The sequence below is a fragment of the Bradyrhizobium sp. Ken51 genome (genome assembly GCF_055807435.1).
On sequence record NZ_JBVVPB010000004.1, the window covers coordinates 318,834 to 331,060 of the forward strand.

At 65.8% G+C, this 12,227-nt stretch carries 11 protein-coding genes; 5 read left to right on the forward strand and 6 right to left on the reverse strand.

Annotated features, from left to right (window positions below):
• The first annotated feature begins 53 nt into the window (after positions 1-53).
• A complete protein-coding gene (locus AC0L27_RS10930) occupies positions 54-1,913 on the forward strand; it encodes a sigma-54-dependent Fis family transcriptional regulator (protein WP_354208060.1) in 1,860 nt (619 codons plus the stop codon).
• A 205-nt stretch (positions 1,914-2,118) separates the two neighbouring features.
• Here AC0L27_RS10930 and AC0L27_RS10935 read toward each other — a convergent pair whose 3' ends face one another.
• Complete coding sequence (locus tag AC0L27_RS10935; protein ID WP_354061750.1) at positions 2,119-2,673, reverse strand: flavin reductase family protein; 555 nt, start codon at positions 2,671-2,673, stop codon at positions 2,119-2,121.
• Positions 2,674-2,728: 55 nt separating this feature from the next.
• Positions 2,729-3,826: an LLM class flavin-dependent oxidoreductase gene (locus AC0L27_RS10940; RefSeq protein ID WP_275173603.1), complete on the reverse strand. Its 1,098-nt coding sequence runs from the start codon at positions 3,824-3,826 to the stop codon at positions 2,729-2,731.
• A gap of 241 nt (positions 3,827-4,067) precedes the next feature.
• Here AC0L27_RS10940 and AC0L27_RS10945 point away from each other — a divergent pair, with 241 nt between their 5' ends.
• The 3 genes from AC0L27_RS10945 (at position 4,068) to poxB (ending at position 7,445) form a co-directional block, all read left to right on the forward strand.
• Positions 4,068-4,982, forward strand: coding sequence for a 2-dehydro-3-deoxygalactonokinase (locus tag AC0L27_RS10945; protein WP_354061752.1), 915 nt, complete (start codon positions 4,068-4,070; stop codon positions 4,980-4,982).
• A 13-nt stretch (positions 4,983-4,995) separates the two neighbouring features.
• Entirely contained in the window at positions 4,996-5,628 is a 633-nt protein-coding gene (locus AC0L27_RS10950; protein WP_354061754.1) for a 2-dehydro-3-deoxy-6-phosphogalactonate aldolase, read from the forward strand.
• An 80-nt stretch (positions 5,629-5,708) separates the two neighbouring features.
• The gene (poxB, locus tag AC0L27_RS10955; RefSeq protein WP_354208057.1) at positions 5,709-7,445 is read left to right on the forward strand and encodes a ubiquinone-dependent pyruvate dehydrogenase; all 1,737 of its coding nucleotides are present in this window, start codon (positions 5,709-5,711) and stop codon (positions 7,443-7,445) included.
• Here poxB and AC0L27_RS10960 read toward each other — a convergent pair.
• Together AC0L27_RS10960 and AC0L27_RS10965 are read right to left on the reverse strand one after the other, a co-directional pair.
• Positions 7,442-7,807: a hypothetical protein gene (locus AC0L27_RS10960; RefSeq protein WP_354208055.1), complete on the reverse strand. Its 366-nt coding sequence runs from the start codon at positions 7,805-7,807 to the stop codon at positions 7,442-7,444. The two genes, poxB and AC0L27_RS10960, sit on opposite strands and share 4 nt — an antisense overlap.
• Before the next feature lie 68 nt (positions 7,808-7,875).
• On the reverse strand, positions 7,876-8,784 hold the full coding sequence (locus AC0L27_RS10965; protein WP_354208053.1) for a PaaI family thioesterase: 909 nt from the start codon (positions 8,782-8,784) through the stop codon (positions 7,876-7,878).
• Between the two features lie 150 nt (positions 8,785-8,934).
• On the opposite strand from AC0L27_RS10965, the gene AC0L27_RS10970 reads away from it, so the two are divergent.
• Complete coding sequence (locus AC0L27_RS10970) at positions 8,935-9,255, forward strand: hypothetical protein (RefSeq protein ID WP_354208051.1); 321 nt, start codon at positions 8,935-8,937, stop codon at positions 9,253-9,255.
• A gap of 37 nt (positions 9,256-9,292) precedes the next feature.
• Here AC0L27_RS10970 and AC0L27_RS10975 read toward each other — a convergent pair whose 3' ends face one another.
• Both AC0L27_RS10975 and atzD read right to left on the reverse strand, forming a co-directional pair.
• Positions 9,293-10,762, reverse strand: coding sequence for an amidase (locus tag AC0L27_RS10975; RefSeq protein ID WP_354208049.1), 1,470 nt, complete (start codon positions 10,760-10,762; stop codon positions 9,293-9,295).
• 125 nt (positions 10,763-10,887) lie between these two features.
• A complete protein-coding gene (gene atzD / locus AC0L27_RS10980; protein ID WP_354208047.1) occupies positions 10,888-12,000 on the reverse strand; it encodes a cyanuric acid amidohydrolase in 1,113 nt (370 codons plus the stop codon).
• Between the last annotated feature and the right edge of the window lie 227 nt (positions 12,001-12,227).

Genomic DNA, 12,227 nt, shown 5'->3' on the forward strand with positions numbered 1-12,227 from the left:
CCCCGTCTGCGGTGCCAGACTTTGCACAATAATACTGGGTGGAGACGTCCGCGATGGCCAGCCTTTCGGCCTCGAACCATGTCGCCCGTGTCTTGTCCGCCGCCAACCACGTGGCCGACGTCGATGCTTCTTCGCGCATTGCCAATTCCTGGCGGCGCTGCCTGGTCAGCCACAAGCTTGATCCCGCCCGTCAGGGGCCGCCGCAGACGCTCACCGAAGCCGAGATCCGTCACGTCGCCGAACCCATGGAGAAGACGATCCGGCTCGCAACACCGGAGCTCGACGATCTCGCCCGTGTGCTGCGCGATGCCGGCTATTGCGTCAATCTGGCGGACGTGAACGCAACCATGCTGTTCAGCCGCCTGCCCGGCGAAGCCGACGCAAGACTATTCATGGACTGGAAGATCTACACCGGCTCAAATTTTTCCGAGTCCTTCGAAGGCACCAATGGGCTCGGCACGGCACTTGCCGAGCAAAAGCCGATCCTGGTGCATCGCGACGAGCATTTTCGCGCGCAGTGGCACATGTTCTCCTGCGCCGTGACCCCGCTGTTCGACGAGGCCGGAAGGCTTGCAGGCGCCGTGAACATCACCTCGTGCCGCGAGGACCTCGAACGCACCGCGCATCAGCTTGCGTTGGCGGTGACGATGGAGGCGACGCGGCGCATGGAGGGTGCGATCTTCCGCGGTCATTTCCGCAACGCCTGGATCGCGACCGTCCCGGGCGACGGCGGCAGCGGCCTGCTCGCCTATGACGACGATCGCCGCATCGTGGGCGCCTGCCGTTCGGCGCGCGCACTGCTGGGTCTCACCGACGGCTTGATCGCATCCGGCATCGATCTGTCGCGGTACGTCAAGTTTGCTGCGCGCGACGCAGACGATCTCGTCGAGCTGCGCCGGGCCGATGGCACTCCGCTGGGGCATGGCCATGTCGCGCCGCCGCTGCGGGCGAGGGCCTCGACCCGTCCGCTCGCGCCGCGCCGCGAGGCACCGGTCGATCGCATCGATGCGCTGCAGCGCCTGGCCGGCCGCGATCCCGGCCTGATCAGGAGCGTGAAGCGACTTAAAAGCGTCGGCGATCACAATCTGCCGGTGCTGCTGCATGGCGAGACCGGCGTCGGCAAGGATGTGTTCGCTCGTGCCATTCACGCAACCGGCAATCGCGCGCGTCACAACTATGTCGCGCTGAACTGCGCGGCGATGCCGGAAAGCCTGATCGATGCCGAGCTGTTCGGCTACGAGGCCGGCGCCTTTACCGGCGCGCGCCGCGACGGCTCGAAGGGCCTGATCGTGCAGGCCGACGGCGGCACGCTGTTCCTCGACGAGATCGGCGACATGCCGATCGCGCTGCAGACGCGGCTGCTGCGTGTGCTGGAGAACCGCGAAGTCTGGCCGCTCGGCGCGCTGAAGCCCGTGCCGGTCGACATTCGCCTGATCAGCGCCACCCATCGCGATCTCGGCCGCATGGCCGAGGAGGGCGCCTTCCGCACCGACCTGTATTTCCGTCTGCGCGGCATGGAGGTGCGGCTGCCGGCCTTGCGCGAGCGCGCCGACCGCGACGACGTCATCCGCCAGATCGCGCGCGAGGAAGCGCCGAACTGCTCGCTCTCGGACGAGGCTTGGGTGCAGCTCGCGGCCTATCCCTATCCCGGCAACATGCGCCAGCTCCGGCATGTGCTGCGGCTCGCCGGCTGCACGGCGGAGGACGGCGTGATTACCGATGCCGATCTCGATCTGCCGCCGTTTGGTGGAAGGGCGGTGGAAGCGGACCTCGCGGCGGCGGAGCGCGCCACGATCGTGGAGGCACTACGCAAGCACGGTGGTCGTGTGACTGAAGCGGCGCGCGCGTTGAAGCTGAGCCGCGCCACACTGTATCGCAAGCTCAAGCAGTTGAAGATCGAGACGGCGCAGTAGGACTCAGCTGCATGCGGCGAGCGTTCTTCCCCTCTCCCCTTGCGGGAGAGGGTGGCTCGCAGCGTAGTGGCGAGACGGGTGAGGGGTCTGTCTCCGCATTCACCTCAGCCATTTGTGTATGCGGAGAGATACCCCTCATCAGGCGCTTCGCGCCACCTTCTCCCGCAAGGGGAGAAGGGAACGGCAGCTCGCTCGGCGTCGCTCTCTACGAAAAATCACTCCAGCTCAGATGCCGCGAGTCGAGGTCGCCGACCGTCACGGTGCCGCGGATTTCGCGAGGGGCGTGGAAGCTGCTGCGCAGATACACGAGCGGCGCCGCGCCGTCGGAATGCGATGCGCCGCGCACCTCGCCGATGAAGATCGAATGCGTCGTCGTCTCGAATTCCTGGGCCAGCACGCAATCGAACGCCGCGACCGCATCGCTCAGCACCGGCGCGCCGGTCACCCCGCGCGTCCACTCCCCGAACGCAAAACGGTCGTCGCCATTGACGCCCTTCTGGCCGCTGAAGGTCAGCGCCAGCGCCGCGTGGTCCTCGTGCAGGAAGTTGATCGCGAACGCGCCTTCTTCGCGGATACGCGCGTGCGCGCTGGCGTTGCGGTTGACGCAGACGATCAGGGATGGCGGTGAGTCCGACAGTGAGCAGGCCGAGGTCACCGTCAACCCCGTGCGCTTGCCGTGCTCGGCCCCCACAGTGACCAGCGCGACGGCGCCGGCACACTGGCGCATCGCCTGCTTGAAATCCTTTGCGTCCACGCTCACGCGATGGTCTCCAGAAAGAACGGGTGCGGCACGATCGCGCCGCACCCGCGTCGGGTCAAGCCGCCTTCTTCGCGGAGCCGAGATGCTTCAGGCGCGGCATCACCTCGTTCCTGAGCAGCGACAGCGAGTGATGCCAGGCTTCAGCCTTGTGCTTGTAGTCGAAGCCGAACACCAGCAGCACGCCGAAGCCGCCGACCTCCTCGTAGATCTTCTCGATCTTCTCGGCGACGGTCGCGGGCGAGCCGACGATCCAGTTCCGCTTGGCGCAATATTCGACGGTGACGTCGCTATCGGGCACGTCGGGCGCGTGCTTCAAATAGTCCTTGAAGCCGAAATGGCCGAGCAGCGGCAGGAAGTACTCGCCCATCATCCGGCCCATCATGTCGCCGGTCGAGAGCCTCCACGCTTCCTCGTCGGTATCGGCGACGAACACCTCGCGCACCAGCCGCCAATCCGCGCGGTCCGGCTTGCGCCCGGTCTTGGCGGCACCTGCTACGACCGAATCCCAGTGACTGCCGACATAGGCCGGGTTCAGGTTGAGGCTCATCGGGATGAAGCCGCGCTCGCCGGCGAGCTTCAGCGTGTCCGAGTTCTTCGAGAGACCGGCGACGCCGATTGGCGGATGCGGCGTTTGCAACGGCTTGATGTGGGGCTTGAGGAAGTCGAACATCGTGTCCGGCTTGGTCACCGTCCAGAACTTGCCCTTGTAGGTCCAGGGCGCGGGATCGCTCCACATCTTCAGAATGATCTCCAGCGCCTCGCGCGTCATGTCGCGGTTCTGTCCGCTCATCCCATCGACGTTGAACATGGCCCAGTCGCTCGGCAGGCCGCTGGCCGCGACGCCGAAATTGAGCCGCCCTCCGGAGAGATGATCGAGCATCGCGACGCGATTGGCGAGCTCGGCGGGGTGGTGATAGGGCAGCAGGAAGCCGCCCGGCCCGATGCGGATGTTCTTGGTCTGCATCAGGGCCTGTGCGATCAGCAGATCCGGCGTGGGATTGGGTTCCCAGGGCGCGGTATGGTGCTCGCCGACCCAGGCCTCCTGATAGCCGAGCTCGTCGAGCCAGCGCATGACTTGCAGGTCCCAGTCGTTCCCTTCCTTCAGGCCGCACTCCGGCGGGTGCGAAGGCATCGTGAAATAACCGATCTCCATGGGTTTCCTCATCTGATGTTGACGCGTCTTGTTGCGCGGTTCACGGACGTGAGCGGGAACACCTTAGCAAGCGGTGTGCCACCTCTTCGAGAGCGGTGTGCCTGCGCGAGCGGCGCCTCAGACCTGGCGAGAAATGGCTGGTTTGCGGCAGCAATAGCCGATATCCCGGGGCAGATTTGCGGGGCGTTGTCTCATTGTCGCGAGACGGCGTCTTGCCGGTGAGACGAGGACGAGAACCGAGATGACCGAACCCGCTTACGTCGCGGTGGACTGGGGCACCAGCAGCTTCCGGCTCTGGTTGATCGATCGTACCGGCGTGGTGCTGGCCGAACGGCGCAGCGATGAGGGCATGCTGGCGGCGGCAAAGACCGGCTTCGCGGCCGTGCTGCAATCGCATCTTGCCGCCGTCGAAGCACCAGCTCATCTGCCGGTTCTGGTCTGCGGCATGGCCGGCGCCAAGACGGGCTGGGTCGAAGCCGGATATGTCGATACACCGGCGCCGCTCGCGGCCGTTCTGAAGCAGGCTGCGCGGGTGCCGGGCGAGACGCGCGATATACGCATCCTGCCGGGTATTGCGCAGCGCGATGCAAAAGCGCCCGACGTGATGCGCGGCGAGGAGACGCAATTGCTCGGCGCCCTCGGGCTCGATGCCGCCGGCGAAGCGCTGGTCTGCATGCCCGGCACGCATTCGAAATGGGTGCGCCTGAAGGACGGCACGGTTGCGCATTTCTCCACCTTCATGACCGGCGAGCTCTTCAGCGCCGTGTCGCGCGAGACGATTTTGTCGCTTGCGGTCGCAGGCGCCGAGGACGCCGAGGATGTCGCGAGTTTCCAGGCGGCGGTGAAAGCCGCGTATGAAGCGCCGGCCTTCGCCGCCAATTTTCTGTTCGGCGCGCGGTCGCGGCAGCTTTTGTTCGGGGGCACACCGGCCGCGGCGCGCGAAACGCTGTCGGGAACGTTGATCGGCGTCGAGCTGGCGGCAGGGCTGTCCGGCGCGATGCCGAAAGCAGGAATCACGCTGATTGCCTCGGGGCGGCTCGCAATGCTGTACCGGCTGGCTTTCGACACACTGTCGGTCACTGTGAACCCGGTCGATGCCGATGAAGCCGTCCGCCGCGGTCTGTCGATGGCGGCTGCCGCGATCTGGACGAAATGAGAGGACTGTTGAGATGAGCGTTCCCTTTCCGGCGATGAAGCGGCCACTGGTCGCGATCCTGCGCGGCGTGAAGCCCGAGGAGACGCAGGCCATCGTCGGCGTGCTGATCGAAGCCGGCATGACCGCAATCGAGATCCCGCTGAACTCGCCGGACCCGTTCCGCTCCATCGCGACAGCCGTGAAACAGGCGCCGGCGGACGTGCTGATCGGCGCCGGCACGGTGCTGACCACCGCAGATGTCGATCGTCTCAACGATGTCGGCGGCAAGCTGATGGTGTCGCCGAATGTCGATACACAGGTGCTCACGCGTGCGCATCAATACGCCATGGTGACGTTGCCGGGCGTGTTTTCGCCGACCGAGGCGCTGCTTGCCGCGCGCTCCGGCGCATCGGGCCTGAAATTCTTTCCGGCAAGCGTGCTCGGTGCGTCCGGCATTGCCGCGATCCGTGCCGTGCTGCCTGCCGGCGTGATGATTGCCGCCGTCGGCGGCGTCTCCGACCAGAACTTTGCGGAGTACATCAAGGGCGGCGTCACCGTGTTCGGGCTCGGCTCCAGCCTCTACAAGCCTGGCATGACGGCAACGGACGTTGCCGCTCGCGCAAAATTGACGATCGCGGCCTACGATCGGGCGATTGCGAAAGACTGAGCCCGCAATAAACAAGCCGTGATGCGGTCACACCCGCGCGTTATCCTATCTTGCTGGACCAGCGAGATCAGGAGACCGACATGGCGATCAACAACGTGGCCGATCTGTTCGTGGCAACGCTCGAACAGGCCGGTGTCAAGCGCATCTACGGCATCGTCGGCGACAGCCTGAATGCATTGACCGAAGCGCTGCGACGGCGCGGCACGATCGAGTGGATCCATGTCCGGCACGAGGAGGTTGCGGCCTTCGCCGCTGCCGGGGAAGCGGAGATGACGGGCAGCCTTGCGGTGTGCGCGGGCTCGTGTGGTCCGGGCAATCTGCATCTGATCAACGGCCTGTTTGACGCACACCGCAGCCGCGTGCCCGTGCTGGCGATCGCGGCGCAAATCCCGACCGCCGAGATCGGCAGCGGCTATTTCCAGGAGACGCATCCGCAAAACCTGTTCCGCGAGTGCAGCCATTATTGCGAGCTGGTCTCGGATCCGAGTCAGCTGCCTTACGTGCTGGAAAACGCCATCCGTGCGGCGGTGGGCATGCGCGGTGTTGCGGTCGTCGCCATGCCGGGCGACGTCGCGTTCCGCTCGCCACCCAAGCGTGCGCTGTCGACGGCGCGTGGCCTTGCGCTGTCCGCGCCGAAAATCGTGCCGCAAGCCGATGAACTGAAGGCGCTTGCGGACCTCCTCAACGGCGCCGAGCGCATTACCCTGTTCTGCGGTCGCGGCTGCGCCGGCGCGCATGCGCCGCTGATGCAGCTTGCGGAAACCTTGAAGAGCCCGATCGTGCATGCGCTGGGCGGCAAGGAGCATGTCGAATACGACAATCCGTACGACGTCGGCATGACCGGCTTCATCGGCTTCTCCTCCGGCTATGCCGCCATGCACGCCTGCGACGCGCTGGTGATGCTCGGCACGGATTTTCCCTACAAGCAGTTCTTCCCGACCGATGCGAAGATCGCGCAGGTCGACATCCGTCCGGAAAATCTCGGGCGCCGCTGCAAGATCGATCTCGGCCTCGTCGGCGACGTCAAGCTCACCCTTGAGGCGCTGCTGCCGCTTCTGAAATCCAAGACGCAGCGCAGGCACCTCGACGATGCGATCGCGCACTATAAGAAGGCGCGCGAGGGCCTGGACTCACTCGCAAAGGGCACGCCGGGCACCAAACCAATCCATCCGCAATACCTGGCCAAGGTCATCAGCGACCACGCCTCAGAGGATGCCGTGTTCACCGCCGACGTCGGCACACCCACGGTGTGGGCCGCGCGCTATCTCGACATGAACGGTCGCCGCCGGCTGATCGGCTCGTTCGTGCACGGCTCGATGGCCAACGCCATGCCGCAGGCGATCGGCGCGCAGGCCGCGCGGCCCGGCCGGCAGGTGATCTCGCTTTCGGGCGACGGCGGCTTCACCATGCTGATGGGCGATCTGATCACGCTGACGCAGATGAAGCTGCCGGTGAAGGTGGTCATCTTCAACAACGGCGTGCTCGGCTTCGTCGCACTGGAAATGAAGGCGGCCGGCTTCGTCGACACCAATGTCGATCTGGAGAATCCGGATTTCGCGGCGATGGCGCGCGCGATGGGCATCTTCGCAAGGCGCGTCGAGGATCCCGGCGAGCTCCCGGGAGCGATGAAGGACATGCTGGCCCACGACGGGCCGGCGCTGCTCGACGTGGTCACGGCGAAGCAGGAGCTGTCGATGCCGCCGACCATCACGCCCGAACAGATCAAGGGATTCAGCCTCTGGGTCTTGCGCGCCGTGATGAACGGCCGCGGCGACGAGGTCGTCGATCTCGCCAAGACCAATCTGCTGCCGCGCTAACCCCGCTTGACCGACGGCACCGGCAGCCGCTCATGGCGGCGCTGGAAGCGTTGCCAGTGCAGGACGATCCCGATCAGCAGCGCCGGCACGAAGCCGAGCGCGATCAGGAAATGCGGCAGCTGCGCCGGCGAGATGAACGCAATGCCGATGTCGGAGATCAGCCAGAGTGCTGCGAACATCACGGCGAAATCGGTGCGCGGGCAGCGCAGATAGTAGAACACGGCGGTGATGACGACGGCGGGTCCGATGGCGATGCCGATCATCACCGTCGTCAGCTCCTTCGGCGTCAGCGCGTCGAGCACCATCGCTGCCAGCAGCCAGAGCGCGGCGAACATGGCGATGATGTCGAGCGGATGCCTCAACCCAATACCTCTCGTGAGAGACGCGCTATCGTTGGGGCCCAGGCCTTGGCCGTCAAGGGAAAATGCGCCTATTCCTCGTCGTTTCCGGGCGTCGGCCGCAGCATGAAATGGCCAAAGGCCGTGGCGATCGGCTTGTTCGCATCGTCCTGCCAGGCCCGCGCCTCGAAGGCGACGATGCGCCGGCCCTGTTTCACAATCGAGACGTTGGCGATGGTGTCGAGCGCGCGGCCCGAGCGCAGATAGTTGACGGTCAATCCGATCGGCTTGGGCAGTGCGGCGGCGCCGAGCTCGCGCGCCACTCCGAAGATCGCGGTGGTCTCGAGGAAGGCGCCGGTCATGCCGCCATGAATCGCGGGCAGGATCGGGTTGCCGATGATCTTTGGCGAGAACGGCATCGTCAGTGTGTCGTCGTCATTGACGCGAATGCCGAGGCAGCGCGCGAACGGGCTGTTGGCGAACGGGCCTTCCGGATCGTCCGGCGCCTCCAGCGATGGAATGCCGGGCGAATCCGTCCTGCGGTCCGCAAGCATGTTGGTGCGGTTGGCGCCGATCATGAAGCAGGCGGTCGCGGTCGCGACCGGATCGTCCTCGGACTCCTGATAGGCGGTGGAGCGCACGAAGGCGATCGAACGCGTGGTGCGGTAGCAGACCGAATGCGCTTTGATGTCGAGGCCCGGCGTCGCCGGCTTCTGATAGTCGATGCGCAGATCGAGTGTCGCGATCGCGCTTGTACCGTCGAGCGCGAGTTGCACCGCCATGCCGCAGCTCTCGTCCAGCATCGCGGTGACGACGCCGCCATGCAGGACGCCGGTCTCGGTGTCGCCGACGAAGACGGGCCGGTAGGGCAGGCTGGACCAGGCCTCGCGCGGTGCGACGCGGTCGAGCTGAAGCCCGCTGATCTGGCCGTAATCGGAGCGCCGGCCCCTGATCGCTTCGGCGAGGTCCTCGAACGAAAGTGTGGTCGGTGAGCTGGACATGACGACTTTCTAGACCAGTGGCGGGCGCGGCGCAAAACCCCGGATGCGTGTCCCGCGGCAGGCGTGCCGGGGGCGGTTTGGCCTCGACAGGGCGGGCCGAAGCAACGATGGTGGGCGCCTCGTTCGTTCGACTAGCCGCAAGGAGTGCCCATGGCCGATCCCGAAATGCCCGCCACCAGCCAGGGGCCCGTCATCATTTCGACCTCGAGCTCGGAGCGGGCGCCAATCATCTATTTCGACGGCGCATCCTGCTTCGGACACCACAACGGCGCCATTCAGATCGAACTCGCCGCGAACCTCCTGATGCCGGTCGGCGCCGCCGTCAGGGTTGACGTCGTTCAGACCGCGCATCTGCGCTGCAGCGTGGCCGCCGCGCTGGCGCTGCGCGAAGCGCTCGAAAAGGCGCTGGCGATGTACCAGCAGGGCCAGCAGCAGCCCCGGCCGGAGGAGATCCCGACGGTGAAGAACTGAGGCCGTTAGCGGATCGCAGTTAATGCGATCAACGCGCTCAGCTCACATGCACCTTCGGCTTCCTGCCGTCGTTCCACTTGCCGTCGAGCGCGCGCTCGATCTGGGCGGCGAGTTGCAGCAGGAGGCCGTCATTGGCCTGTTTCGCAATCGCCTGGATGCCGAGCGGCAGGCCGTGGTCCTGCGTCGCCATCGGCATCGAGATCGCCGGCATGCCGCAGAGATTGGCGAGCGGCGTGAAGGCGAAGAAGCGCCAGAGATTGCCGAACCAGTCGAGCACGTCGGGGTTGTCGGAGATGGTGAGATATTCCCTGGTGCCGACCTTCGGCGTCGGCAGCGCAGTGATCGGGGTCAGGATCACGTCCCACTGCTCGAAGAAGGCGCCGAAGGCGCGCGAGGTCGTGTTGAACACGCCTTGCATCTTCGCCCGCTCGGCGAAGCTCGTATGCCGGCCGGCTTCCCAGATCCTTATATTCATCGGCTCGATGAGATCTTCCGGCGGCCGTTCCAGTCCGCGTGCGGCGAGCATGTTGGAGATCACCACCGCAAAATTCGAGATGTAGCAGGTGGTCTGGGCCTCGAACGCGGCGCGGAAGTCGAGCTCGGGCAGGGCGTAATCGACGTGATGGCCGAGGCCTTCGAGGAAACGGCCGGCCTTCGCCAGCTCGGCCGCGATCTCGGGCGTCGCCGTGTAGTCGCCCCAGGTGTGCGACAGTGCGATGCGAAGTTTTGACGGATCGCGCTTGATCATCTCGGAATAAGGCTGCGCCGTGGTCCAGAACGGCATGAACTCGCCGGGCGCCGCTCCCCTTGCATGATCGACGAAGGCGGCGGTGTCGCGCACCGAGCGCGACTGGCAGCCCTGGATCGAGACGAGGCCGGTGAGATCGGACATGTGCGGTGCGAGCGAGAACACGCCGCGCGAGACCTTCAGCCCGATATTGCCGTTAACGCCGGCGGGGATGCGGATCGAGCCGCCGCCGTCGGTCGCATGTGCGATCGGCACCACGCCGGCGGCGACCATTGCGGCGCTGCCGGCCGACGAGCCGCAGGTGGTGTAGTCGGTATCCCAGGGATTGCGCGTGACATAGACGGCCGGATTGTCGGCCGAACTGCAGACGCCGAATTCCGGCGTCGTGGTGCGTCCGATCAGGTTCAGTCCGGCCTGGCGAAATTTGCCGGTCAGGAACGTGTCGGCGCTGGCGCGATTGCCGCGCATCAACAGCGAGCCCATCTCCTGGAGCCGGCCCTTCATGGTCGGGCCGAGGTCCTTCATCAGGAAGGGCAGGCCGGCGAACGGGCCGGCGAGATTGGCGCCGTCCTTGGCCGGATCGGCGATCACGTCATCGAACAGCTCGACCACGCCCGACAGTGCCGGATTGACCTTGGCGACGCCCGCGGCGGCCTGGCGCGCCAATTCCTTCGCCGTGAGCTCGCCCTTGCGGACGCGCGCGGCCAGCCCCACGCCATCGTGTTGCGTCCATTCGTTCCAGCTCATCGGAAAAGTCATGCGGTCCAAACCTCTTCGTGCGGCGCCACCTTAGTTTCGCACGGGAACATTTTAATCAACTGAGGCGGCGCGAAGGGCAGGGTTGCGCCGGATGGAGAGGTAATCCCGCATTGCATGCGCACGCATCAATTCGAGAGTTTTGCGATCACCGCGACCGGCCCGCCGCCGGCGGGGCCCTGGTGCTCGGCGCCGCCGGAGACGTAGACCGCGCCGGTGCCGGCGAGGCCGGCGATCAAGCCGCCAACGGCAGCCCGGGCGTGGCGCGTCGAGCTGATATCGGTATCTTCCAGCATCGTGTGGCGGAAGCCGCGCACGCTGCCATCAGGCGAGGCCTCGGCCTTTGCGAAGACGTTGACGAGCTCACGGCCGGTCGTCGTCTGCGGCGCGGCACGGAGCCCAACGCTCTCCAGCGCCGCGAGCACGGCGGCAGCGTCGATGGCATCGCTCATCACGGCATGCCCGATCTCGAAGTCGCTCGTCGAAGACATCGAATTGCCGAGCACGATGACGACGTTGTGCATCAGCTCGATTCCGGACGAGGTCGAGGCGACGTTCGAGAACAGATCATAGCGTCGCAGCACGTCCTCGTCGCGAATGTCGGTTGCGATCTCGCCGAGCGCGACCGCAACGCCGAGCGCGGAGGCGCCGCGGGAATAGGCCATCGAACTGTAGGCGCTGGTCGTCACCGTCTTGTGGCCGCGCGCATTCGCTGCCGCAACGCGATCACTGGTGAGCAGCGGGCACTTGATCTGCACGAAGTGGACGTCGGCGGGATCGGCGATGTCGGCATCAGCCGTCGCGGCCTTCACGGCCGCGGCTGTCTCCATGATCTGAGCGGAACGGCCGAGCTCTTCCGGGAGAAAATCCCGCGTTTGCGCCATGCCGATGCTCAGGCGCTTGCCGGAGATGCCTGCCGGGCGCTGCAGAACGTCCTGGCGCGTGAACACGGTGATGTGCGGGCTGAGCACGCCCTCGGTGCCGCCGGACATCACGAAGGCGATGCGCTGCTCGACCTCCTGCGGCGACAGGCCGAGCCGTGGCGCTAGCGCCGTGCTCAGCGCGGCAACGGCGTATTCCCGAGTAAAGTCGTTGACGCCGCCATTGCCTTCGGTCTTGCCGAGGACCGCCAGAATGGATGTCGGATCGATCGCGCCGGAGGCGATCATGCTCATCAATCCGGAGACGTCGCCGGGGCCGTTGGTGGCGACCTTGAAGACGCCGACCGATGTCGTCCGCATGATAGTCCTCACATGGGGTTCAGGAGTCCGGCGGACAAAACAGCCGCTGAACCGGGGCGCCTGTCAAGGTGTCGAGGCAATTCCCATCGTCGTCCTGGCGAACGCCAGGACCCATTACCCCCAGGGGGAGTTTGGCGAAGGCTCGTCGTTCGGCACGCCTACCGCCCACAATCGATGTATCACGCGGTATGGGTCCTGGCTTTCGCCAGGACGACAGCAGGATGTGC

Bases quoted from the DNA above. Each gene is read 5' to 3' on its own strand.
- AC0L27_RS10970 (WP_354208051.1), top strand. From the start codon at position 8,935: ATGGCCGATCCCGAAATGCCCGCCACCAGCCAGGGGCCCGTCATCATT.
- AC0L27_RS10945 (WP_354061752.1), top strand. From the start codon at position 4,068: ATGACCGAACCCGCTTACGTCGCGGTGGACTGGGGCACCAGCAGCTTC.
- AC0L27_RS10940 (WP_275173603.1), bottom strand. From the start codon at position 3,826: ATGGAGATCGGTTATTTCACGATGCCTTCGCACCCGCCGGAGTGCGGC.
- AC0L27_RS10930 (WP_354208060.1), top strand. From the start codon at position 54: ATGGCCAGCCTTTCGGCCTCGAACCATGTCGCCCGTGTCTTGTCCGCC.
- atzD (WP_354208047.1), bottom strand. From the start codon at position 12,000: ATGCGGACGACATCGGTCGGCGTCTTCAAGGTCGCCACCAACGGCCCC.
- AC0L27_RS10975 (WP_354208049.1), bottom strand. From the start codon at position 10,762: ATGACTTTTCCGATGAGCTGGAACGAATGGACGCAACACGATGGCGTG.
- poxB (WP_354208057.1), top strand. From the start codon at position 5,709: ATGGCGATCAACAACGTGGCCGATCTGTTCGTGGCAACGCTCGAACAG.
- AC0L27_RS10965 (WP_354208053.1), bottom strand. From the start codon at position 8,784: ATGTCCAGCTCACCGACCACACTTTCGTTCGAGGACCTCGCCGAAGCG.
- AC0L27_RS10950 (WP_354061754.1), top strand. From the start codon at position 4,996: ATGAGCGTTCCCTTTCCGGCGATGAAGCGGCCACTGGTCGCGATCCTG.